Annotated in this window: 20 protein-coding genes; 11 read left to right on the forward strand and 9 right to left on the reverse strand. The window is 59.8% G+C overall.

Annotated elements, in window-relative coordinates; all coding sequences use genetic code 11:
- Positions 1-182: 182 nt before the first annotated feature.
- Entirely contained in the window at positions 183-3,317 is a 3,135-nt protein-coding gene (locus DES53_RS03200) for a PSD1 and planctomycete cytochrome C domain-containing protein (protein WP_113956746.1), read from the reverse strand.
- Between the two features lie 479 nt (positions 3,318-3,796).
- Here DES53_RS03200 and DES53_RS03205 point away from each other — a divergent pair, with 479 nt between their 5' ends.
- The 6 genes from DES53_RS03205 to DES53_RS03230 all read left to right on the forward strand — a co-directional run bounded on the left by DES53_RS03205 (position 3,797) and on the right by DES53_RS03230 (position 11,082).
- Positions 3,797-4,414 carry a L,D-transpeptidase family protein gene (locus DES53_RS03205; RefSeq protein ID WP_147263192.1) on the forward strand — a complete coding sequence of 206 codons (618 nt, stop codon included), beginning with the start codon at positions 3,797-3,799 and terminating at the stop codon, positions 4,412-4,414.
- Positions 4,415-4,581: 167 nt separating this feature from the next.
- On the forward strand, positions 4,582-6,348 hold the full coding sequence (locus DES53_RS03210; protein ID WP_113956748.1) for a cation:proton antiporter: 1,767 nt from the start codon (positions 4,582-4,584) through the stop codon (positions 6,346-6,348).
- Between the two features lie 20 nt (positions 6,349-6,368).
- Complete coding sequence (locus tag DES53_RS03215; RefSeq protein WP_113956749.1) at positions 6,369-6,545, forward strand: CPXCG motif-containing cysteine-rich protein; 177 nt, start codon at positions 6,369-6,371, stop codon at positions 6,543-6,545.
- A gap of 106 nt (positions 6,546-6,651) precedes the next feature.
- Complete coding sequence (locus DES53_RS03220; RefSeq protein ID WP_113956750.1) at positions 6,652-7,509, forward strand: AraC family transcriptional regulator; 858 nt, start codon at positions 6,652-6,654, stop codon at positions 7,507-7,509.
- An 80-nt stretch (positions 7,510-7,589) separates the two neighbouring features.
- Complete coding sequence (locus tag DES53_RS03225; protein WP_113956751.1) at positions 7,590-8,318, forward strand: RNA polymerase sigma factor; 729 nt, start codon at positions 7,590-7,592, stop codon at positions 8,316-8,318.
- A gap of 145 nt (positions 8,319-8,463) precedes the next feature.
- Positions 8,464-11,082 (forward strand): serine/threonine-protein kinase, encoded by a 2,619-nt coding sequence (locus DES53_RS03230; RefSeq protein ID WP_170156812.1) that lies wholly within the window; start codon positions 8,464-8,466, stop codon positions 11,080-11,082.
- A gap of 200 nt (positions 11,083-11,282) precedes the next feature.
- On the opposite strand, the gene chrA is transcribed toward DES53_RS03230, so the two are convergent.
- Positions 11,283-12,602, reverse strand: a complete 1,320-nt coding sequence (gene chrA, locus DES53_RS03235) for a chromate efflux transporter (protein WP_170156813.1) — start codon at positions 12,600-12,602, stop codon at positions 11,283-11,285.
- Positions 12,603-12,704: 102 nt separating this feature from the next.
- Here chrA and DES53_RS03240 point away from each other — a divergent pair, with 102 nt between their 5' ends.
- Positions 12,705-13,253, forward strand: coding sequence for a hypothetical protein (locus DES53_RS03240; protein WP_113956753.1), 549 nt, complete (start codon positions 12,705-12,707; stop codon positions 13,251-13,253).
- Between the two features lie 33 nt (positions 13,254-13,286).
- Here the strand turns inward: DES53_RS03240 and DES53_RS03245 are convergent, their stop codons facing one another.
- The 7 genes from DES53_RS03245 to DES53_RS03275 form a co-directional block, all read right to left on the reverse strand.
- The gene (locus DES53_RS03245; RefSeq protein WP_113956754.1) at positions 13,287-13,616 is read right to left on the reverse strand and encodes a hypothetical protein; all 330 of its coding nucleotides are present in this window, start codon (positions 13,614-13,616) and stop codon (positions 13,287-13,289) included.
- A gap of 1 nt (position 13,617) precedes the next feature.
- The gene (locus DES53_RS03250) at positions 13,618-13,971 is read right to left on the reverse strand and encodes a hypothetical protein (protein WP_147263193.1); all 354 of its coding nucleotides are present in this window, start codon (positions 13,969-13,971) and stop codon (positions 13,618-13,620) included.
- Positions 13,972-14,155: 184 nt separating this feature from the next.
- Complete coding sequence (locus tag DES53_RS03255) at positions 14,156-14,665, reverse strand: HD domain-containing protein (RefSeq protein ID WP_113956756.1); 510 nt, start codon at positions 14,663-14,665, stop codon at positions 14,156-14,158.
- A gap of 98 nt (positions 14,666-14,763) precedes the next feature.
- Complete coding sequence (locus DES53_RS03260) at positions 14,764-15,702, reverse strand: sugar phosphate isomerase family (RefSeq protein WP_113956757.1); 939 nt, start codon at positions 15,700-15,702, stop codon at positions 14,764-14,766.
- A gap of 171 nt (positions 15,703-15,873) precedes the next feature.
- Positions 15,874-16,665, reverse strand: coding sequence for a PIG-L deacetylase family protein (locus DES53_RS03265; RefSeq protein WP_113956758.1), 792 nt, complete (start codon positions 16,663-16,665; stop codon positions 15,874-15,876).
- A 57-nt stretch (positions 16,666-16,722) separates the two neighbouring features.
- On the reverse strand, positions 16,723-17,400 hold the full coding sequence (locus DES53_RS03270) for a hypothetical protein (protein WP_147263194.1): 678 nt from the start codon (positions 17,398-17,400) through the stop codon (positions 16,723-16,725).
- A 52-nt stretch (positions 17,401-17,452) separates the two neighbouring features.
- Complete coding sequence (locus tag DES53_RS03275) at positions 17,453-18,484, reverse strand: Gfo/Idh/MocA family protein (protein ID WP_113956760.1); 1,032 nt, start codon at positions 18,482-18,484, stop codon at positions 17,453-17,455.
- A gap of 418 nt (positions 18,485-18,902) precedes the next feature.
- Here DES53_RS03275 and DES53_RS03280 point away from each other — a divergent pair, with 418 nt between their 5' ends.
- The 4 genes from DES53_RS03280 to DES53_RS03295 all read left to right on the forward strand — a co-directional run bounded on the left by DES53_RS03280 (position 18,903) and on the right by DES53_RS03295 (position 24,149).
- Positions 18,903-19,409 (forward strand): hypothetical protein, encoded by a 507-nt coding sequence (locus tag DES53_RS03280; RefSeq protein WP_170156814.1) that lies wholly within the window; start codon positions 18,903-18,905, stop codon positions 19,407-19,409.
- A gap of 120 nt (positions 19,410-19,529) precedes the next feature.
- On the forward strand, positions 19,530-21,728 hold the full coding sequence (locus tag DES53_RS03285) for an acetylxylan esterase (RefSeq protein WP_113956762.1): 2,199 nt from the start codon (positions 19,530-19,532) through the stop codon (positions 21,726-21,728).
- Positions 21,729-22,059: 331 nt separating this feature from the next.
- On the forward strand, positions 22,060-23,430 hold the full coding sequence (locus DES53_RS03290; RefSeq protein ID WP_170156815.1) for a glutamate racemase: 1,371 nt from the start codon (positions 22,060-22,062) through the stop codon (positions 23,428-23,430).
- A gap of 101 nt (positions 23,431-23,531) precedes the next feature.
- Positions 23,532-24,149 (forward strand): hypothetical protein, encoded by a 618-nt coding sequence (locus DES53_RS03295; RefSeq protein WP_113956764.1) that lies wholly within the window; start codon positions 23,532-23,534, stop codon positions 24,147-24,149.
- The last annotated feature ends 124 nt before the right edge of the window (positions 24,150-24,273 follow it).

Below are 24,273 nucleotides of genomic sequence, written 5' to 3' on the forward strand. Positions count from 1 at the left end.
GGTCTTCAGGCGTTGGCTTTGTTCATCCGAGTTTGTTGCCGAGCGGCGTGCAGAGCATCAGGAAGAGAAAGATCGCCGCGAGGATCATCACGACGAGTTCAACAATCCTGAGTGTAAGTTTGAGTGTCTTCATTGTCTCTTCTCAAAGGCTCGCGAGTAGCCGCTCATCTCGTGTTCCTCATTCAGTTCTTCGTCACCGTCTCATCCAGATTCAGCAACAGATTCGCGATCATCGTGTAAGCCGCGAGATCACCCACATTCAGCTTCTCATCACTCTTGCTCTCACCATAGGTGACCACCTGCTTCGCAGCTTCGGCATTCGCCTGATACCTGGCGAGGTGCTGTTTCAGCGCCTCTTCCACGAGCGCCAGTTCCTCAGGCAGCGGCCTGCGTGAAGTCGTCACACGCCACGCCCACGTGATGCGCTCCTGCGCGGTCGCTCCACCCTCCTTCAGCATGCGTTGCGCGAGCTGCCGCGCCGCTTCGAAGTGCTGCACGTCATTCATGAGCTGCAGCGCCTGCAGCGGTGTATTGCTGCGCTCGCGGCGTGTGCAGGACTGCTCACGGTTCGGCGCATCGAAGGTGGTCATGAAGGGTGGGGGAGCGGTGCGCTTCAGGAAGGTGTAGAGGCTGCGGCGATAGAGCGCGTTGCCGGAGTCCTGCTTGTACTCGCGCGTGTTGCTGCCGCCAAAGCCGACGGGCTCCCAGATGTTCGGTGGCTGGTAGGGCTTCACACCCTTGCCGCCCATGGTGGGATCCATGAGGCCGCTGACGAAGAGGGCGTTGTCGCGCAGCACTTCCGCATCCAGACGGAAGCGAGGTCCACGCGCATACAGACGGTTTTCGGGATCCTTCGCCAGCAGGGCAGGCGTCACCTTCGTGCTCTGTTTGTAGGTCTCGCTGCAGACGAGAGTCTTCACCAGCGCCTTCACATCCCAGCCGCTCTCCATGAAGGTCACGGACAACCAATCGAGCAGTTCCGGATGACTCGGCGGTTCGCCCTGGGAGCCGAAGTCCGCGCTGGTCTTCACCAGACCCGTGCCAAAGAACTGCTGCCAGAAACGATTCACCGACACGCGTGAGGTAAGTGGGTGCTCGCGGCTCACCAGCCAGTTCGCGAAGTCGAGGCGGTTGTAATTGCCCGCATCTTTCTTCGGCAGCGGCGGTAGCGCGGCAGGCACACCACGGGTCACTTTTTCACCGGGTTTGTCATACTGGCCGCGTTCCATCACGAAGGTCTCACGCGGCGTTTCCATGTCGCGCATCACAAAGGTGATGGGCACCGTGGCCTCCACCTTCTTCTTCTCCTCTTCGATGGGAGCCCTCTCCGCCAGCATGGGTGCCATGATCTCCTGAGCTCCCACGTAGAGATTGCCCAGCCAGAACTCCTTGATGCGCTTCAGTTCCGCTTCGTTCCATTCCGCGCGCTTTTTGCCACGCACAATGTTGCGCAGATCCTCCGGCAGCGCTTCCACACGACGTCCTTGGTTCTGATTTGCCCATACATCGAATGACCATGCAGGGTCCTTCGCAGGATCCACGCGGGACTTCACGCCCAGCTTGTCCCAGTACACCGTGCCGTCGAACTGCGTGAAGGCGTATCCATTTACCTTGGTGCCGGCTTTCAGGCCCATGCGGTCTGCCACGATCTCCAGTTTCACCCATTTCCCGGCGGCAGGCAGGGCTCCCATGGAGACCTTTTCCGTAGACTTCGGTTTGCCGAACGGAATCAGATCCTCCGCACCCCACACGGCGCGATGCAGCCAGTTCGTGGTGTGGAACTGCACCATGATGGTCTTCGGCGGATTCTGCGGATCGAGGTAGCAGTGCACAAAGATGCGGCCGTTCTGCGGCACCACGTACTCCACACCACCGTTGAAGAAGTCCTGCTCCAGTCCCTTCGCGGCACGCTTCAAGGCCGCGCCCCCGCTGAAGACCTGGCCACCTTCATTGGTGCTCACGATGCAGAGCGGCGCGCCACTGGCCTGTGGCTTGGCCGCGGGCGGGAAACCATCTTCAAACCACACCACCTCGGATTCCTGCACAGACGGCGGAGGCTGCACGCTTGAGGGATCCTTGTAGTCCATCTTCGCGATGGTCTCCTTGATGCGGTTCTGCACGCCAGCGATCTTCTGCTCCAGTTCCTTGAGCTTCGTCTCCTGCTCCGCATTGGTGAGCTTCATGATCGGGGGGGTATCGATCTTGTTGCCGTCCATGGGAGGATCCGCTGCCGAGTTGAAGAAGGCGTACATCGAGTAGAACTCCTTCTGCGAAAGCGGGTCGAACTTGTGATCATGGCACACCGCGCAGCCAGCCGTGAGCCCCATCCACACCTCCACCGCCGTGGAAGTGCGATCCACCGCATAGCGGAAGACGAACTCTTCATTGATGCTGCCGCCTTCGCTCGTGGTCACATTGCAGCGATTGAAGCCTGACGCGATGTCCTGCTCGCGGGTCGGATTCGGCAGCAGGTCGCCCGCAAGCTGCCAGCGAGTGAAGTCATCGAAGTGCAGATTGTCATTGAAGGCCTTCACCACCCAGTCGCGGTAGGGCCACATGGAGCGTTCATTGTCCAGGTGCAGGCCGTGGGTGTCGGCATAGCGGGCGAGGTCCAGCCAGTGCCGGCCCATGTGCTCGCCATAGCGTGACGACTTGAGGAGGCGATCCACCACGCGTTCGTAGGCTTGGGGTGAGTTGTCGGCGAGGAAGGCATCTACCTCCTCCGGCGTAGGCGACAGTCCCGTGAGATCCAGAGTCACGCGCCGGATGAGCGTCTCTTTGTCCGCCTCGGGATTCTGCTTCAGGCCTTCTTCCGCGAGCCGTGCGTTGATGAAGGCATCGATGGGATTGGCTGCCGATTTGAGATCTGAAATCTGAGATTTCAAATTGGGTACCGGAGGCAGCGAGGGAGTGATGAAACTCCAGTGCTGCTGGTATTCTGCGCCTTCTTCAATCCAGCGTTTCAGGATCTCGCGTTGCTGGGGAGTGAGCTTCTTGTGCGAATCCGCCGGCGGCATCAGGTCATCTGGATCCGTGGTGATGATGCGCTGCCACACGCTGCTCGCGTCCGGACTGCCGGGCTTGATGGGCTGCGCTCCATCCTTGTCGGCCTTGTAGGCGCCTTCGGGAACATCGAGCCGCAGGTCTGCCTTTCGCTTCTTGGCATCGAAGCCATGGCACGCAAAGCAGTTGTCAGACAGGATGGGCCGCACATCCCGATTGAAGTTAATCTTCCCGGCAGCCTGCGCATGATGAGCTGGTACAAGGAGGGCGGTCAGCGCAAGGCATGACGCGAGCGGTGGGAAGAAGGTCTTCATGCGGTCGGCGTAGAAGGCAGATCGGAGCACCAGCGTTTACGAGGGAGCCAACCCCTCTCTTACCTCGGGGTCATGGGTGCAGGCTCATCGACAAGGATAGCACACCAAGCGCAGCAGCATTTTCCATGGAGGGGTCTCTCCTGTGCGGCCATGCCTTTTGCATCTGGGCACGAAAAAAGCGAACCCGCTGGGTTGACTCTAGGAAAAAAACCCCCAAAACCTAGAGGACAATGATCAGCGGGTTCGCTTTGTGGGAAATTATGCCCAGCCAATTCCTTCTGCAAAGAAAAATCGGATGTACCCCCCAGTTATTTTCAAACATTTGCCCCGAATTGACTGTGCATGGTGATTACAAAGTAAAATTTCGGCCGATCTTGCTCAGCGTCTGTCTGGCAATTTTGGGTTTCACAGAGGCCTCCGCTCAGGTTCCGAGTCAGGCTCGGCAGCTCATCGTGGCCGTAGCGCCAGAGTGGAATTCCATGAGGGCGACTCTCCAGTGTTGGGAGCGTGAGTCTGCCGGTGCGGCGTGGAAGCCCGCGTTCAAATCGCCCTGGCCCGTGCTCTTGGGAAAGAAGGGAATGGCTTGGGGACGAGGCGTTTCCACACCATCTGACTCGTCTATTCCCTGGAAGGTCGAGAAGGATGGCAAGGCTCCGGCAGGCCTTTTCGAGTTGGGTCGATTGCATGGTTATGCTGCGCGTCCCCCTCAGGGCGCGGTATGGCCCTACCTTCAGGTGGGCCCTTATGATGCCTGGGTGGATGATCCACGCCTCCCTCATTACAACCAGCATGTCCGGGTCGATCCTCAGAATATCCCCCCGTGGTTCGAGAGCCAGCGCATGAGACTAGGTGATGCCGCTTACAAGTGGCTGCTGGAAATCCGACACAATACCAATCCTCCACAGGCTGGTTACGGCAGCGCCATCTTCTTCCATGTGCGCCGCGGCCCCGATCGTCCCAGCGCCGGGTGCACCACGATGGCGGTGGAGAATTTGGAAGCCATGATCAAATGGATCCGGGAGGAGAAGCGACCATACTACGTACTGCTTCCCAAAGCAGAATATGACAAGCTGAGAAAGTCGTGGGGACTGCCGTGATGCGCAGACTTCTCTCCCTCCCATCATCGAAAGTGACCCAATGCATCGGAGAGAATTGATGCAGTGATCCCGAATTTGCGCTGCGGACTGATGCTTCTCGCAGTCGAAAAAAAACGCCATCAGGACATCGCGGGTTGCCATGGGAGATCATGTCTGTATGGGTTTGGATGCCACACAATCTTGACCTCATCTTCACCCTGACGGGAGGCCTGACTGCCGCACTGGCGCTGGGATTCATCACCCACAAACTTAAACTGTCTCCTATCGTCGGCTATCTGCTGGCGGGCATCTTGGTGGGACCGTTCACGCCGGGGTTTGTTGCGGACTCACACATCGCCACGCAGTTCGCGGAGCTCGGAGTGATCCTGCTGATGTTCGGCGTGGGACTTCACTTTCATCTCAAGGACCTGCTTGCCGTCAGAAAAGTGGCCGTGCCGGGTGCCATCGCCCAGATTGCCGCGGCCACAGTGCTGGGGGCTGTGGTGACAAAGCTGTTCGATTGGTCGTGGGAGGCGGGCATTGTCTTTGGCATGGCCATTTCCGTTGCCAGTACTGTGGTGCTCACGCGCGTGCTGGCGGACAATCGGGACCTCCATACGCCCAGCGGCCACATCGCCATCGGCTGGCTCATTGTGGAGGATCTTTTCACCATCCTCGTGCTCGTGCTGCTGCCTGCGGTCTTTGACAAGCGTGAAGTCGCAGCCGGCGAAACGCCACCCAGCTTGTGGGTCACCATCGTAATCTCCGTGCTGAAGCTGGGCGCACTCGTGTTGTTCACGCTGGTGGTTGGCCAGAAGGTCATTCCGAAAGTCCTGGGCTATATCGCCAAGACAGGTTCGCGTGAGCTGTTTACCCTCAGCGTTCTTGTGCTGGCCCTGGGCATCGCCGTCGGCTCTGCGAAGTTCTTCGGTGCTTCCATGGCCCTGGGCGCTTTCCTTGCGGGCATGGTGGTGGGGCAGTCGGACTTCAGTGCGCGCGCCGCCTCGGATGCCTTGCCGATGCGCGATGCGTTTGCCGTACTTTTCTTTGTCTCCGTGGGCATGTTGTTTGATCCCGGCGCGGTAAGGGAAGGGTGGCCCCTGATGCTGGCGACGCTTGGCATCGTGATCATCGGGAAGCCTCTCGCCGCACTCATCGTGGTCCTGGTCTTCAAGCGGCCGTTCGCCTCTGCCTTGTCCATTGCGGTGGTGCTCGCCCAGATCGGCGAGTTCTCATTCATCCTCGCGGCCCTCGCCATCAGCTTGAAGATCATGCCTGCCGAGGCGACCAATGCGCTGGTGGTTACCTCGGTAATTTCCATCACGCTCAATCCTCTCCTCTACAAGGGGGTGAAACCTTTCACGCGCTGGCTGGAGCGCAAAGGGTGGGTCAAGCCGCCCCGTCCTGCCGTTGTGCAGGACAAAATCGTGGTCGATGAGGCGGCGCATCCCGTGGTGGTGGTGGGGTATGGCCCTGTGGGACGAACCGTTTCGCGTATCTTGGAGGACAACGGGATCCAGGTGATCATCATCGAAATGAACATCGACACCGTGCAGCATCTGCGAGCTCAGGGACGCGCTGCCGTGTACGGCGATGCCACCCAGAGGGAGATTCTCCATCATGCCGGTATTGAGAAGGCGGAGGGCCTCATCATCGCCGCCTCTGGCGTGCCGGCGAGCGAGATTGTCGAGGCGGCCCGTGACCTGAATCCCAAGGTCCGGGTGCTGGCGCGCACCTCCTACCTGAAGCAGGCGGAGAGCCTCCGGGCCTGTGGCGCCACGGAGGTCTTCGCCAGTGAAGGAGAGGTGGCCCTGGCCATGACGGACTACCTCATGCGGTACATGGGGGCCACGGATGAACTGATTGGCCGCGAACGTGATCGCGTGCGCAAGGAGCTCTTCCTCCTGCCGCAGAACGGAAATGGCCATGGGTCCGAGGCAAAGAGTGCCGGCTAGGCTGCGTAGATCCCGCCGCCATGCCCACCGTCACCTGTCCTACCTGCTTCGAGGAGTTTGAGGTCCCGGCACCGTACATCACGGAAGTGCCGTGTACGGTGGATTACGACTGTGAAGTGTGCTGCCGACCCATGAGTATTGACTTCTGGGAGGAGGACGGCGAGGTCGTGGCGCAGGCCAGCGGACTGGCGGAGTAATCCAAAACCGGCTGTAAGGCTCAGATATTCCATCTCGTAGGAGCCATCCATACGGGTAGGCGTGCTTGCCACGCCTTGCCCTCCTCTACTAGCATGCGCCCGCGTCATGACCCGGTTTCTTCGCAGCTATTTCCACACCGAGAGGGATGCCCTTCGCGGGGCTCTGTACCACACGGTGCGTGCGGGGCATTTGGTGGCAGACAAGGCCCACCACGTCGATCGCGAAACTCTCGCCGGGCACGAACTGGTCTACTGCCTCCGGGGGGGCGGCTCTGTGCGGGTGGGGGGCAGGACCCACCGGGTGAAGAGCCGGGGGCTGTACTGGATTTCCTGCTGGCACCCGCATTCCTACCGCTCGGACGCGGCTGACCCCTGGGAGCTCTACTGGGTGCGCATCGACGGACCCGGGCTCGATGCCCTGGCGAAAATCCTTCGCATCACGGATCTGCCAGTGTTTCCCACACTGGATGACGCCTCGGTGAAGTCCTGCTTCAACGAGATCTTCGACATCTTCGATGCTCCGTCTCCGGCCAGCCCCGCGCGCATGCATGCGAGCCTCGCCCGCCTCCTCGCGATGCTCTACGAGAGCCGCTTCCGCGATGTGGCGGACATGGATACCCTGACCTCCGTGCCCAGTGCATTGGAGCGTCCTCTGGTGCGCATGCGCCAGCACTACGCGGATCCCCTGCGTCTGGCGGATCTCTCTGCTCTCGCGGGCATGAGCGTGAGCCACTTCATCCGTACCTTCAAGCGGAGCATGGGCACCAGTCCCATCGACTGGCTGCGCCGCGAACGCATCAGCCAGGCGAAGCGCCGCCTGATCGATACGGACGAGCCCGTGAAGGAAATCGCCCGCCAGTGCGGCTACCGTGACCCGTACTTTTTCAGCAAGGATTTCAAGAAACTCACCGGCTTGCCACCCTCGAGCTACCGCGAGCGTGAGCGTGGTGCGCGACCCATCTGAGGTGTGTGGAAAAATGAGGTGACGTTTTGCCTCCAAAACGTCACGCATCTGTGGCACGCTGCTGTTGCCCTGCTCATACCATGACCACTGACTCCCCAGGCATCCAGTCGGGCGCTGTCTTCCACACCACGCGCTGGACGCGGGTCTGCCTGGCCAAGGTGGACTCGGAAGATGGGCGGCGGGCGCTTGCGGAACTATGCGACGCGTACTATGAGCCCGTGGTGGCTTTCTTCCGCTGCGAGTTGCGCAATGCAGATGCTGCGCGCGAGATGAGCCACGCTTTTTTTGCCCAGATGCTGGGCGGCGGCGCCATCAGGACGGCAGAACGGGAGCGCGGCCGCTTCCGCTCCTACCTTCTGGGTGCGGCCCGGCATTTCCTCTTCAATCAGCATGCGGCTGGCTCCCGGCAAAAGCGAGGGGGAGGGGCGGCGATTCTTGCCATTGATGATGAAGAAGCCCGTGAGGTGGCGGATGCACGGCAGGTGTCCCCCGATGCGGAGTTTGATCGCCAGTGGGCGCTCACGGTCCTGGCTCGCGCCCTGGATGCACTCAAGGCGGAGTGTACCTCAGAGGGGCGAACGATGGTCTTTGAACGGGTCAAGCCGTGGCTCATGGGGGATGCCGACCATGGGGATCAAGCAGGGCTCGCCGCAGAACTCGGACTGAGCCCGAGTGCCTTGAGGATGTCCGTGCATCGCCTGAAGCAACGGTTCCGCCACCTCGTGAAGGGGGAGATAGCGGGCACGCTCGATGACCCGGCCATGGTGGATGAGGAAATGCGCAGTCTCTTTGCCGCACTCGGAGGGTGAGAAAAAACGGTGTTACACTTGGTTGGCCACACGTCAGGACACAGGCATGAGCGCATCTTCTTCTTCCCGCCAGTGCGTCCGTTGTGGAGCCGAGCTTCAGGAGGCGACAGAGGGGCTGTGCCCGCGCTGTCTCATGTCTGAGGCCATGAAGCCGACACAGGCGGGGGGCGTGACCATCCCCATGCCTGCGCTGTCGCCTGCGGACCTCGCGCCTCATTTTCCCCAGTTGGACATTCTGGAGTGTCTTGGCCGCGGCGGCATGGGAGTGGTGTACAAGGCGCGCCAGAAAACTCTCAATCGCCTCGTCGCTCTGAAGTTGCTTGCTCCCGAGAGGGCGGATGATCCGAGCTTTGCCAGCAGGTTCACCCGCGAGGCCCAGGCGCTGGCCGCGCTGAATCACCCGCACATTGTAAGTGTGCATGACTTCGGGCAGGCCGGTGGATTCTACTACCTGATGATGGAGTACGTGGATGGCGTGAATCTCCGCCAGCTCCTCCGCTCGCGGAAACTCACTCCGGAAGAGGCCCTGCGCATTGTGCCTCCCATCTGTGATGCCCTGCAGTGCGCACACAATCGCGGGATTGTGCACCGTGATATCAAGCCGGAGAACCTGCTCATCGACAAAAGTGGGAATGTGAAGATCGCGGACTTCGGAATCGCGAAGATGGTTGGTACACCGCTTTCCCCTTCTGAAAGTGAGCCTCATGCTACGAGTGAGGCCACATCGGAAGCCACCATGGCCGTGGGCACCCCGGACTACGCCGCGCCTGAGCAGCACGAAGGCTCCGCTACCACGGATCACCGGGCGGACATCTACAGCCTCGGTGTCGTGTTTTACGAAATGCTCACGGGCGAGCGTCCGGGGAAAGAACTCATTCCACCCTCCAAACGTGTGCTCGTGGACGTGCGCGTCGATGAGATCGTGCTGCGTGCTCTGGAGAAGACACCTGAGCTGCGCTTCCAGACGGCGGACGAGTTTCGCACCCGGGTGCAGACCGTCGCACAGGGCACCGCATCTGGAGTCACGGCGCATTCACCATCGCCCCGAGTGCTGAGAGTGTCCTCAGGCACCTTCGCCACGCCCGATCGCATGGTCAGCGCCTCCGATCAGTTCTGGCACTTCAGCCGTTGCCGTGGGCATTTGGTGCTGGACGACCGCCAGATCACCTTCACCAGGCATGGCCACTCCACGGTCATTCCGCTCGCATCGATTCAGGATCTCAGCCTCGGCCAGTATCCCCGCGTGATGAATCCCGCTGGTATCAAACTCATCAGTGTCTCGTATGGGGACGGCGGAAGTGTGAAGCAGGTGTTTCTCATGCCGCAGGAGGGCTTCTTTGGCTTACCATCCCAGTTCAATCACGCCACGGAGGACTGGTGGGCTGAGGCGCGGCGGGCAGTGGAGCGCATCACGGGCAGGCCACCGCAGCAGACTCCAGCGGAGAATCTGGGCGTGCCTCCCAGCTCCCCTTGGGTCTTGATCGCGATTTTGAGTCCAGTGCTGCTGTCGTTTCTACTAGCTGCTTGGTTTGTGCGTCGCGTCGATGGGCTCGAAACGTTCGTGGATTCGCTTCTGCGCTCATCCACGTTGTTGCCGCCGATAGTGGCCGCAGGCTTTCTGTTCGTGCTGATGCTGGGCCGCATCCGTGGGAAACGCGGAAGGCCACTTTCCACGGATGGCCCCGCCTCGGCCCACTCCAGCGCCACTACGATCGTCACGCCTCGCACCGGCACGGCAACTACAGGTGAAACTTCGCGCGAATCTACAGCATCGCCACTGGCGGGAGCGGCAGCGTTCTTCGCGGCCTTCAGCGGCATCTTGGGCGCCTGGGCCTGGCTGAGTGACGGAGAATCGGCGGTCTTGTTCAACTCCATCCTCGCTACCGCCCTGCTGGGTATCTTCCTCGCCATACCCGTCGCGCGGCAACCCTTCGGCAAGGCCGCCTTGATCGTGGGCAGCATCAACACCGCTCTCTGGATATTCTTCTCCGTCGTCCGGGTGCCCGTGCCCGCAGCGACAGTGACTCTCGCCCCGCCCCAATCCGTTTCCACCGCATCGCATCAATACAACCTGGTAAAGCAAGCCGAACTCACCCAAGCCCAGTCTGAACTCCTGCAGAAGGACGCCGCCTACAAAGCTGGCATCCTCAGTGCCACCGAGTACGACGCAACCAAAGACAAGGTGGACCTCCTCGCTGCGGAACTGACAGGTGACCCCGTGCAGGTGGCCGAGGTCACGCTCGCCGCCGCACAGCGACGGCTGGAGCGCCTGAAAACTCTCTACGAGAGTAAAAGTGTCTCTGCACAGGAGAAAATAAAGGTCGAAGGCGAGGTGGCCATTGCGATGGCCAGGCTGATGGAAGCGAAGGCCAGTGCCGCGGGAGTGAAAGAGAATCCCACACCTCAGCGACAACCCTCCAGGCAAGTCCGGGAAGCACAACTGCAGGCCGCACAGGCCGAAGCAGCACTGCTGAAAGCCATGTTCGAAGCAGGGCGCGTTGACGCCTTGGAGAATCAAGCAGCTCAACTCAAGGTCGAGGTGCTCCAAGCAGAACTCACCGGCGACCCCGTAAAGGTGGCCGAAATCCACCTGCGCGCCGCACGAGAACATCTGCAGATGATCTCCCAACTCGTAGCCCAAGGGCAGCGGGACACCCTGGAACAAACCCGCGCCGAAGGCGAAGTCGCCATTGCGGAAGCCCGATTGAAAGAAGCGATCGCCAGACTGAAGGAAGCAACACCCAAAGCTGGCGACTCGCGCTAGCGACCCGTTGCATCGTAGTAGACTGACAGATGCTCGATGGGCAGTGATGGATGAAAAACATTCGAAGCCGCAGCCTGAAGGGCTGCAGGAGCACAGCCCAGGGTTAGGGAGCCTCAGCGACCGACACCCTGGGTGTGATACAAAATATCATTCGACCCTGAAGGGGTCGCGGAGAGGGTGCCATGGTCTGTAATATCGAATTACATCCCCAACCCCAACTTCCACACCAGCCCCAGCACCGCACACACACCAATCACCTGCATCACCCCCGCCTTGAATCTTGTCAGCGCCACGAATGCTGCTGTCGACACCACCAGCACATACCAATCGAATCCGCCCTCTGGCGGGCGCAGCGCGTGCCAGGCGAACCACACCGCGAGATTGACGATCACCCCCACCACCGCTGCGGTGATGGATGTTAACATGACCGCGAGTGTGGGGCGCGAGCGCAGGTGTTCCACATGAGGACCACCGAGAAACACAAACAGAAAACAGGGGAGGAAGGTGGCCCAGGTGGTGATGAGCGCTCCCAAAGTGCCGGCGGCGAGAGGGCTCAAGCCTCCGGGATGCTGCCATGCACCGACGAACCCCACAAACTGCAGCACCATAATCAGTGGACCCGGTGTGGTCTCCGCGAGCGCGAGACCACTCATCATCTGCGGCTGGGAGAGCCAGTCATGATGCTCCACCGCCTGCTGCGCCACATACGGCAGCACCGCATACGCGCCGCCGAAGGTCATGAGCGCTGCTTTGCTGAAGAAGACACCCTCTTGAAAGATCGCACTCGCCAGGCCCTGCCATGCGCCAACCAGCGCGATGGGAATCCACCAGAGCGCACAGCAGACCAGGGTGATTTTCACGGTGCGGGTCCAGGTGGCGGACTGGCACGGAGGCAGCTTGAGAAAGCCATCCTCACCATCGTCGTCCTCACCCCCATGCGATGCTCCTGCGGGAAATTGCCCCGGCAGCACCCGTGAGCCAACCCAGCCAATCAGTGCTGCTGCAAGGATGATGATCACAAAGGACACCTTGAAGTAGAAGATGGCCACCAAGGAAGCCGCGGCCAGCAGCCACAGAGCGGGAGTCTTGAGTGCCTTCTTCCCGATGCGTAATCCTGCGCTGGTGATGATGGCAATCACGGCGGGCACCAGCCCATAGAAGATGGACTTCACCCAGCCCACATCCCCGTGCGTCATGTAGAGCCAGCTCAGCGCCCAAAGAATGAGCACTGAGGGCAGCACAAATAATCCCCCGGCTGCGATGCCTCCGCGCGCGCCATGCAACCGCCAGCCGAGGTAGGTGGCGAGTTGCTGTGCCTCGGGGCCAGGGAGCAGCATGCAGAAATTCAACGCATGCAGGAAGTGTGGCTCGCTGATCCATCGCCGTTTTTCCACCAGCTCCTTGTGCATGATGGCGATCTGCCCCGCAGGCCCACCAAAGCTGATGAAGCCCAGTTTGATCCAGAATTGCAGTGCCTCCCGGAAGGATGGAAAGGTGGGTCCGGGGGCAATTTCAGGCATGACTCATGCTGAAGAGTCGATTTAATCTGCCAAGTGACTTTTTTGGGGACGAACGTCGTCTGTAGAAACGTTGTCATACCTAACACCTCAAATTCTGCCGCCATGAAGACTCTCGCAATGCTTCCTCTGGCATGCGCGCTCTTTGCAGTCACCGCGCACGCCGCACCGCCCAAGCAGGCCGCCATCGTCACCAAGGGCAAGGACATGTCCGCAGGCAACCTCAGCCTGAACATCGCCACCATTCCTACACCACCCACCGGCACGACACAGACCGACCGAGGCAGCAGTGGCAGCATTGATCGACAGTCGTACACCACGCCCACGGGTACCGTCATCACGCGTGATGGTCGCGGACGCATCATCGCCAGTTCCACCACGACGACAGCAGGCGAGACTTCCACCACCACGCATCGCGATGGCGATGGTCGTATCATCGGCAACACCTACAAGTCTCCCACGGGTACGGAGACCACGCGGAACGCGCGTGGCGTGATCACCACCACTGCCACCACGACCACCGCAGGGGATACTTCCACCACAACCTATCGTGATGGAAGCGGCCGCATCATCGGCACCAAGTACGTGAGCCCCGTGGGCAACGTGACCTATCGCGATGGCGATGGCCGCATCACGGGGCCGGATTTCAAATGAGAAAGGACGGACTCACAGATGCGAGGGCCATTCTCACTTATATCGGATGGCCACTCCGCTGGCGAAGCGTGTAATCGCCCAGCCATCGTTGATCAGGCCTTCGTCCGTGATGATCACGGCGTTCGCACCCAGGGTGGAAGCTTTTGCCCGGAGACCATTGTGCATCTTGGCGATTTCAGACGGGCCAAAACCCATGGCATCAACGGCACCCAGCTCTTCATAGCTGCGCTCAGGGCGGGTCTTGAGGACCTCCACGAAGTTCGGATTCGTGGAAGCGTAAGTTCCCTTGGACGTCTTGGTCACTTGAACGTTGGCGCAAGAGGCCAGTGTCAGGGCAATCAGGCTGCAAAGAAGGATTCTCATGTTATTTGAATTTGATGACTGAAGCAGTGGCGCGTGTGTAAATCCCATTGATGGGAGCTTCGGATGGGCTGATGGCGCCCAGGTAGACGGGGCCGCCCACGCGCTTGAAGATGATGGCGTCGCCTCCGAGGCTGGCAGCCCGCTTCTTATAGAAGGATTCCGGAGCGCCATTGGCCTGAATATCCGCCACCAGATCGTATTTGCGGTTGGGAGGCTCGCTGTAGACCTCGATTTGTGCACCAGGCTTCGCGGCAAGCGTCATGTAGACCTGCTCTGCGTGATCCTGGTAGACGCACGCATTCAAAGTGAGGCACAGCGTGGCCAGCGCAGACCACATCCCGATTTTTCTGGTCATAGAAAGGACGTGATGAAAGAAAGGCGGTTGCTGCGACATGATTTTCTCAATCTCCCCATGAAGATTTTTTGCATTGAGTCAAGGGGTTTGGTGATGGTGTATCCAACTCTGAGATGATCATCCGTGACTTTCACACGCCGCTTGTCTCCGACGTGAGACCCCTGGGCAATAGCAACAGGCATGCCTAGCTCATCTCCCAATCATCATGCGGCAGGTAGGGTTGGATGCTGCCAGCAGCCGCCATCTCCTTTGCGAAGGCCGTGCTCATGAACTCTGCAGAGGGGATGATGCTCACTCGCCCCAGATCCAGCCGGTCCGCATCCCAACACGTGCCGATGGTCGGGTCATGGTGATGGTGGCCGTCCGTATGCCACGTGCACGCATAGTGAAGCAGCTCGAATTGATCGTCTGAGATATTCCCCAGCCACTCCTTGCGCAGCTGCGTGGCAAACTCCGCTCCGCGTCCTCCATGCCCATGGTCCCAGCCATCATTCGTGCGGCGACTGTCATGAAACACCGAGAAAAGCCGCACCACCACGGGATCCGCCCCCGTCTTCGTAGCCAGCAGCAAACCATTTCGCCTCACCCGCTTCCAATGCGCAGGTCCGTGGATGGATTCCAGCCGCCCCTGATATTGGGACGCAATGTGCTGCCAGAGCAGGGTTTCTTCGAAGGGCAGAGCAGGGGAGGGCATGCCGCAGCCTATCATACTGTCGTGCCAAGATCGATGAAGCCTGAAACCGGCACCCGATTTCAGGCTATCAACCATCGACCAAAAACTATCAACCCTCCCTAGTGCATCTCCACCGCCACCGAGCCGATGCCGCCGCGGTAGTAGTTGAACTGCACATTCGGATGGTCCGCCAGGAGTGACATCGGCACGGCGGAGTCGGCGATGCCCTTGGAAATCATGAACGCGGTCAGGCGCTGGCCCAGCGGATTGTCATGTGCGCCGGCGTGCCAGATGCTGACCTTGTCGGCCATCCAGGTTTCCTTCGGCCCCACGGTGATGGCCATCTTCGGCACCATGGTCACATTGCCGCCGCCGCTGGTGCGCGCGTTCTGGGCAAGTGTCACGGGGTGCAGCTCCACCACGCGGGTGCCGAGCTTGCGGTATTCCTCAGGCGAGGGCGGCGCGCTCTTGTACTTACCGGTACGCTTCACGGGATCGTTGAAGGCCCAGTGCTTGATGTCGCCCTGTCCACCCTGCATCACCGCGCAGCGCACGCCGGCTTTCCAGCTCTTCACGTACTCCCTCACATCGCCCAGGGGGAAATGCAGATTTGAATCCGGCATCACCAGCTTGCGGTCGATGCGCTTGAAGCACAGCTCACGATCGGCCTTTTCAAATGAGAGAGGATGGGTGATGGGCACCTCCTTCTTGGTGGTCACGTCATACCACTCGTCCATACCCCAGAAGTGGGCTGTCTTCAGCGAGATGCCCAGCTCATTCACGAGACGGGCTACGAGAGGCAGCTGCTCCGTGGGTCCAATCGGCCCGCAGATACCCACCGGATTGTCTGCCGTGGATTGGCGCCAGGCATGGATATACTCCAGGGCCTCCGCGAGGTAAAAGTCCTCCAGCGTGTCATACATCACGACCTTGAACCCAGGGCGCGAAAGCTGCTGCAGGTCGCGTGCCGAGAGACGCGCGGCGTCGTTGATCAGGGAGTCATCAAGGGTGGTGTAGTCCCACCAGTCGGGGGCGATGTGGCTTTGTTTGCGGGGCATGAGAGGAAAGTCGAAAGTTGGTTTGTCGAACTGCGGATGATGGCTGACTGCAGAGTGGCCAACCTTAACGCAGCATTCGCCTATTCCTGAGCGCAGAATGCACAGAGGTCATCCGGCATTCTGATTTCGTCATTTTTTGAGGAGGGGCGCGGGAAACGAGGCCGGCAGGCCCTACTCCTCCAGCCACTTCTCATAGTCCACGCTGATGAGGCAATCCGAGCCCAGCGCTTCCTTGAGGGGATCCGTCTCCGCGCTGCTGAAGCCGAGGTGCAGGTGGCGGCGCCAGCCTTCCGCATGGGTGAAGTGCTCCGAGAGCATGCCTACGGCGAGGGACATTTCATCCATGGTGATGAGGTAGGAGTCCATGCCCTGGCTCACGTCCAGCCAGTGTTTCTGGCTTTCGTGCGCGGCCAGCGCCTTGCGCTTCTGTGCGTGCACCTTGGTGGTGTTCACATACTGCCCGGCGCGGATGCGCTTGCGCAGCGGATCGCGCAGGCCATGAGGCATGGCGTGATACACCGCCACATCATGGAAATAGGCGTCACGCGGCGGGTCGCTCGCAAGGTTGGGGATGCCATGCATGAAGGCCGCACTCACCGCAAGGCGGGAGGCGAACATGTGGTCCTCCATGTAGTCCTGCGGCGAATGCGTCAGCACAATGCTGGCCTGCGACTCCCGCACCACGGCAGCCACCTTGCGCAACAGTTCGGGGGTGTAGTTCAGTTCCAGATCGTGGCAGATGGGCGGGTAGAACGTGGCTCCGAGGATCTTCGCGGCCTCCTTACCCTCCTCCAACCGCTTGGCTGCTGTGTCCTCCGCATTCATCTGCACCGAGCCTCCGTTGCCAGAGCACAGGTTCATGTAGTGAATGTCCCAGCCCTCCTTCTTCAGCAGCAGCAGCGTGCCGGCGGCGACGAATTCAATGTCATCAGGGTGGGCAAAGATGGCGAGAGCGGAGGGCATGGGTGTTGGGCTGGATGGAAAATGTGTCGAAAGGAGGAGATGGGCGGTTTGGAATCTTCAAGGGAGGGGAGGCCTGTCTGAAACTGCTTTTGGTTTCCCCGATGCAAATGGAGAAGGCGGTCCAGCACGGAAGGGGAAGTCGTTTCTGGATTCCCTCTCGCGGCCGAATTTCACACCATGCTCCTGGGTGGGGTGAATGGTGTATGCGGGGATGCCGAACTCCGCTGGGTGCTCATCCTTGAGATGCACCTTGGATACTGACAGAATGATGTCGTCTGGATTTTCTTTTGAGTTCGTCTCACCATCCGCGAATTGGGTTTGGGCAGACGCTTCCATCAACAATTTGCCAATCGTATCCAGTGTGATTGGATGCATGGAAGAGAGATTGACCGGTGTGCCGTGCATGGACCGTTTGCGTCTCTTGTACTCATTGCCATTCTTCAATTGGTAGGAGACTTCCAGATGGCATTCCGGATCCAGTTCGTGTCTTTCGTGGTGTGCCCAGTACATCAAGACACCTGCGAAGGCGCAAACGCTGGGCGGCTGGGCCGTGGGCTTCTTGTGCGGCGGAAGTACTGCATAAAGCTGCCGCCGGTACATTCCCGGCTTCACCGTCTTCAGCAGCGCATCGTATCCTTCCTTTCGAAGTTCGGCACCGGACTTTTCCTTCTTGAAGCTGGCGCAGGAGGTTAATCCTGCGCCAAGCAGCAAGGCAACAACGGCTGTTCGCATCATGGAAACCATCAGCGTTCTATCAGCGCCCATGAGCGGTCCGACAAGTCGATTACTACAGCTCACTGAGTTTCACCGGGCGACCGCCTTCCTCAGCGCTCTTGTCCGCGGCGAAGAGGACTTCGAAGCTGCGAAGAGATTCGCGGAAGCTGGTGAGCGGCATGTCCTCGCCCTTCTCCAGCGCGTCGAAGAACGCCTGGAACTGGGTCTGGTAGGGGTGGTCGCTCACATCACCGCTGTCGAGCATCTTCAGGTTCAGCTTGCTCCAGCCGCTCTTGTCCGCACCCAGCTTCATGGAGTGGAACTTGTCATCCAGCAGGCTGCCTTCGCTGCCGCAGAGGTGCGTGTGGAAGTAGTAGGGCTGCAGGCAGTCCACCACGGCGGCGCACTTGCCCACGCGGCCACCCTTGAAGTTCACAATCGTGACGCTGGTGGTGTCGTACTGATAAGGCTCAAAAATCGAGCTCTTCGACTTCGTGGACAGGCTGGAGACGCTTTCGACATCATTGCCCATGCAGAGGAGCAGGGCATCGAGCGCATGGCAGCCGGCGGTGAGCAGGGCGCTGCCGCCGTTTTCCTTGCCGGTGTTCCAACGGAATTGGCCGTACCAGGGTCCGATGCCGTGGTAGTAGTCCACTTCCGCGTAGTGCAGTTCGCCCAGCAGGCCCTGATCCAGCACCGACTTGGTGGCGAGGAACTGGCCGGAGTACCGGCACTCGAAGCACACACAGCCCTTCACGCCATTCTTCTCCGCTGCCGCCACGATGGCGCGGCAGTCGGCGATGTTCATGGCCATGGGCTTTTCCAGGATGATGTGCTTCTTCGCATTCGCCGCTGCGATGGCCTGTTCGGCGTGCAGTGCTGGCATGGAGCAGATGTCCACCACGTCGATGCCGGAGTTCAGGAACTCATCGAAATCCGTGTAGGTCTTGATGGTGCCACCGTGGCGTGCGCTCACCTCGGCGTCGTCGAGTTTGCGGGCGGAGTAGACTGCCGTGACCTGTGCGTGGGTGGTGGCGTTGATGGCTGCGATGTGCGCGCCCGCCGCCCAGCCGTAACCGATGATGCCGACTTTGTATTTCTTCATGGAGTTCCTGGCGTTGAGTAGAAAGAGTGAGTCTGAAGTGGGGACAGAAAAGGTCGTACGCTCTCCTGTGTCAATCCTTGCGTCTCGCCCGTGAACAGCTGCACAGGCGTTCACCAGAGCCTAATTCGCAAAAGTACCGAAACACGGCAGAAAAGCGGAGGGGGCCGGTGCGACGTTGAGCGGTGGACGGTGCGACAGCAGCGGCCAGAATTTTGGCGTGAGGTTATGCACTGAGTTTTGACACAGAGACAGACACTTTGTATTTTTTAGACCGATGTGCAGACCTACTAGCTTTTGGTGGTTGAAGACCTGGCTTTGGTCCTTGCTCGCAGTGCTGCCCTTGCTGTGCTCAAGAGGTGAGGAGCTCCAGGTGCGATATGCGGACCTCGCCGTCCTGCTTCGTGGCAAGCAGCCGGCCGTGGGGCTGATTTATCCCCAAGATGGAACGCTTTCAGCAAAGGCGAATTTTCCTGGGGTCAGCAAGTTGGAAGACGTGCCCGGAATGCCACGCGATGTTCTCGATATCAAGTTGCTGGCGCCTGTAAACGCGAAGCTTGTTCAGGTGCGCGCGAGCGGGGTTCTGACCATCGGGGACGAGGCGGCAGAACTGGCCAAATTGAGCACAGCTCCCGTGAAGGCTGGCAAGTACAGTGGATTTGACTTGCTGGAAAAAGCGCTGGCAGGTCATCCTCACATCAGTCTCGCAAAGATTGGCATGGGAGGGCAACGGATGGGTGGTGTGATTGAGCTGAAAACAGATCTTTCCAGCATTTCGTTGCTTGATCTGATGTTCTTAATCACAAAGGAACAAGGTGGAAACTTCTGGTCCATTGGTCCTTCGGAGATGAAGCTGCCCACTCCAGAAGGAGCTAAGAAGCCTGTTCTCTTGCTGCCTTTCGTTCTGCTGGCTACGCCACCGAACTGAACGAGGACTTGGGGGACTCCCCCTTTCGGAGTATCGCACGGCCAGGTTGAGTGGTGACAGATTTCTTGCCAGACGGGATGAGTAAAAAGATTTCGTGCTCGTCTCCGTATCGACCTGTGCATGAAATCCATCGCGCGCGTCCTCTCCGAGTTGCCTTCGCTCAAGTCCATCGGGGCTACAGTGGTACTCCTTTCGTCCCTCACGACGTTTGCCCATGCTGCGGATCCTCCCGCGACCGTGCCCGTGCGTGAGCTGCGCGATCTGAACAAGAGCTACTTCCCCTTCACCCCGGTGAAGTCCAAGGAGGAATGGGCGGTGCGCCGCGCGGAAATTCTACGGCGTACGCAGGTGGCCTGCGGACTCGTGCCCATGCCCACCAAGACACCACTCAACGCGGTGATTCACGGTCGTGTGGAGAGGGACGACTTCACGGTGGACAAGGTGTATTTCGAATCGGTGCCCGGTCACTACGTCACCGGCAATCTCTACCTGCCGAAGAAGCCCGGGGAAAAGATGCCTGTGGTACTCTGCCCGCATGGTCACTGGCCGAATGGTCGCTTCATGAACTTGAACGATGCCGGTGTGAAGAAGGAAATCGCCACCGGTGCCGAGCGCTTTGAGAACGCCGCCCGCTCACCATTGCAGGCCCGCTGCGCGCAGCTCGCGCGCATGGGCTGTGCAGTCTTCCACTATGACATGCTGGGCTATGCCGACAGCCTGCAGTTCGCCGACGCCAGTGGAAATATCGAGCATCGTCATGGACCCAAGGCGCATGGATTCATCAGCGCGGATGCCGAATCGCAACTGGTCGGCTACTTCAATCTCCAGACGTGGAACAGCATTCGCGCGTTGGATTTTGTGCTCTCTCTGCCCGGCGTGGATTCCGCACGTGTTGGTTGCACCGGAGCGAGTGGTGGGGGCACACAGACGATGATCCTCAGCGGATTGGATGAGAGGGTCACGGCTGCCTTTCCCTGTGTCATGGTCAGCACGGCCATGCAGGGCGGATGCACCTGTGAGAACACCAACCACTTGCGCATCGACCAGGGGAACATCGATTTCGCCGCGCTCACCGCGCCGCGCCCGATTGGCATGACCACGGCGAATGACTGGACCAAGGAGCTGGATACCAAAGGTTTCCCCGACCTGAAGAACCTTTACACGATGCTGGGCGTGCCGAACAACGTGACAGCCCTCTTCGCCGCGCACTTCCCGCACAACTACAATCACGTGTCGCGGACAGCGATGTACAACTTCTACAACAAGCACTTCAAGCTTGGTCTTGAGGAGCCGGTGCTGGAGCGCGACTTCCAGCTTCTCTCGGAGGAAGAGATGAGCGTCTGGAATGCGAAACATCCGAAACCCGCCGGGGACAAGATCGGCGAGTCGCATGAGAAGGCACTGGTGAAGTGGTTCACGGAGGACACCGCGAAGCAGGCTGCCCCACTGCTGGCACCCAGGACAGAGGCGGATGTGGCAAAGCAACGGGAAGTGCTCGGTGCTGGCTGGCAGGTGCTGATTGGCGGCAAGATGCCCGCGAAGGGAGAATCCGTGCACGGCCTCGGCGCGAAGGAGGATAAGGGTGGCTACCTGCTCATGCGCGGCATCACCACCAGCAAACTGGGTGGCGTGGACACCACCTTCATCTATCCAAAGCAGTGGAACAACAGTGTGGTGCTCTGGGTGTCGCTGAAGGGCGAGGCTTCCATTTTGGATGGCAATGGCGATCTGACTCCGGCGGCCACCAAGCTCCTTGCGGAAGGCTTCTCCATTGCCTGCCCGAACCTCTACATGAAGGACGCCAAGAAGAATCCGAATGTGTATGACGATGGCAAGAAGAAGCTCGATTCGTTCTACGGCTACGCGGGCTACCAGTATGGCTACAATCCCTCACTCTTCGCCGAGCGTGTACGCGACGTGATGGCCAGCATCGCCATGATTCGAGACAACGACAAGTATCGCACTGAAACGCTCTACGTTGCTGGCGTGGAAGGCGCGGGACCGATTGCCGCCGCCGCTGTGGGCATCGCGCAGTCGAAGGTGAACCAGCTCTTCGTGGATACCGAAGGCTTCCGATTCGCGAAACTTGATGACGTGTGGGACATGAACTTCGTCCCCGGTGCCGTGAAGTACGGCGACGTGCCTGCCCTGCTCAGCCTCTGCGCTCCCGTGAAGACCACCGTGGTGAATGAGACGAAGGAAAGCATCGCTCCAGCCGTGGCGACCTTCGGCGCAGGGAAGGCTTCGCTGGAGTTGGTTGGCAAAGCTGAAGGAAAGGGAACAGAGGCAGTGGTGAAGGCGTTGGTGGAGCGGAGATGAGCGTGATAGCCGGCGTGCGAAGCACCTTGGACTGCGGCAGCCTGCTGCCGCTTTCCAGAGTCCACAGCCTGCTGTGGCGATGGGGGCACTCCCTCGTAGTGTGATGTGTCCTGAAAACTTGGCGACTTCGTCGCGGTGAAGCGTGCAGCAGGCTGCACTTTGGGAAAGCGGCTGCAGGCATCCGCAGTCCAAGGACGCTGCGCGTCGGAGTTTCATTCGAGCGCTTGCGCGCTTGGGAAGTCAGGAGTTGGTTGTCTGCATGAAGTATGGGAGATTTCAGCGGGTCGTCGCTTGGGCAATCGGCGTGTTGCTTTCAACCTCGGTGCCTTCGTTGCCCGCCGAAACTCCACCCGCACTCCTTCCCGCGCTCGACCCTCTCATCCAGCACGTTGCCTCCCACCCAGACGGCACCGCAGCGAACAGCATCGACTTCGCTGCGCTGAAAGGGGACCGCTCAGAGCTTCCCATCGGCGTCTTCGATTCCGGCATTGGCGGACTCACGGTGCTGGAGGCCATCCTCAAGCTCGACAGCTTCAACAACAAGACTCTCCAACCCGGTGCCGACGGCGTGCCCGACTTCGCGGGCGAGAGGTTCATCTACCTCGGCGACCAGGCGAACATGCCGTATGGCAACTACCCCTCCCAGGGACGGGAGGATTACCTGCGCGAACTCATTGTGAAGGACATGGTGTTCCTGCTCGGGAAGCGTTACCACGGCGCCGAGGGACCACGTTTCGACAAGCCGGCGGTGAAGGCGGTCGTCATCGCGTGCAACACGGCCACGGCGTATGGCCTCGATGACATGCGCGCCGCGCTCAAGACGTGGCAGCTAGACGTGCCAGTCATTGGCGTGGTGGAAGCAGGAGCTCGTGCGGTGGTGGAGCAGTTGCCCGCCGATGGCCCGCCGCCCACCGTGGGTATCTTGGCTACAGTCGGCACCTGCGCCAGCAATGCGTATCCCAAAGCCATCGCCCGCGCTGCGGGTCTCGTGGGTAAACCGGTGCCTCGTGTCATCCAGCAGGGCAGCATTGGGTTGGCGGGTGCGATTGAGGGGAATCCTGCCTACGTCTGGAATGGGGTGGGGGAACGGCCGGTGGCGTATGCAGGTCCGGACTCGACGGTGTTGAACTCTGTCGTTGAGTACGCCAGATACGATATCAACAAAATGGTGCAGGAGCCGAGGGTGGCGGAAACGGTGACTGGCAAAAAGTTCGATCACAAAACTCCCGGCCTGGGCATGCTTGTTCTGGGATGCACCCACTTCCCTCTGATTGAAAACGAGTTGAATGCTGCGTTGAAGCTACGGAGCGAGGCTCAACTTGTTGATGACATTCCTCCCTCTGAGATCCTTGTGGCTGAACGCGTCGCTTTCATCAATCCCGCCGAGCTGACCGCCAAGGAGCTCTTCCGCGAACTCACCAAGGCCAAGCTGCGCACCAAGGCTGCTGCGGCGCATGAGTCTTCTGCACCATTGAGCAGCTTCTATCTTAGTGTGCCCAATTCCGCCGCTGCCGGGGTCAAATTAGCTGCGGACGGCTCGCTGGATACCGTCTACAAGATTGGTAGGAAAACAGGCGAGCCCGAGAAGGAGGACACCAAGGTTATCCCGATGACCATGAAGACACTGCCGGAGTCGTCGCGCCTGCTCCTGGAAAAGCTGCCCGCGGTGTCTGCTCAGATCAAAGAAGCGCGTCAGGAATGATGGCCCAGGCAGGAGGCTGCCGGGGTTTCCCCATGGAATGTCACAGGGCGCCCTGATGTTCACATGCATTGAGGACAGCCTGTTGTTTCAGGCGCCCCTCCATGAAAAGCCTCCCTGCCAGTATTCTGAGAAACATCATCCACCCCGCCCTTGCCCTTGGTCTGACCTTGACTGCCTTCGCTGGCGGCAATGGGCCCGTCATCACGACCGGACCGGTTGAACGTCATCCAGATATCAAGATTCCCAGGCCGGACCTTGTGCCGCTGGGATTCACTGCCACCCGCAAGCAGGAGTATGACAATCAGTGGCATCGCGCCTACTCCGCGAAGGTGACTGTGGCGAACTGGGGCACGGCCAAGTCGGATCACTTTGCCTGCATCTTTGGCTTCAAGGTGCTCGCGACTGAAGATCCTGTTAAATACCCGGTCGGTTCCAAGGGATTATGTGGATTTGTCTCCTTCACTGAAGGACTCGAGGTCACGGAAATTGCCGATGAAAGCTCCACCGTTTCCTTCAGCATTCCCAAGGGCGTCACCAAGATCGAGATTTACCTCTTGGTGGACCGCTACCTGTGGGGTACCGACGACGACTGGGAAAATGACACGGGAGCGGAACTGACGGGCAATATCGTCGAGTCCAACGAACTGAACAACGTCTGGGGACCCAAGGTATATAGCTTCATCCCTGTGCCGAACACGCCTCCCGTCGTTTCCTGGTAGTCGAACGGGATCATTCTGAAACCCTCCGCGTGCACGGGATGCTGAAATGCATCCCGTGTTTGCTTTGGCGTCCAGGGGGCCAAGCCAATCCGACTTTCGTCCCATCTGTTTACTCTAGACATTT

Origin of the sequence: Roseimicrobium gellanilyticum (assembly GCF_003315205.1) — a bacterium.
Taxonomy (GTDB): Bacteria; Verrucomicrobiota; Verrucomicrobiia; order Verrucomicrobiales; family Verrucomicrobiaceae; genus Roseimicrobium; species Roseimicrobium gellanilyticum.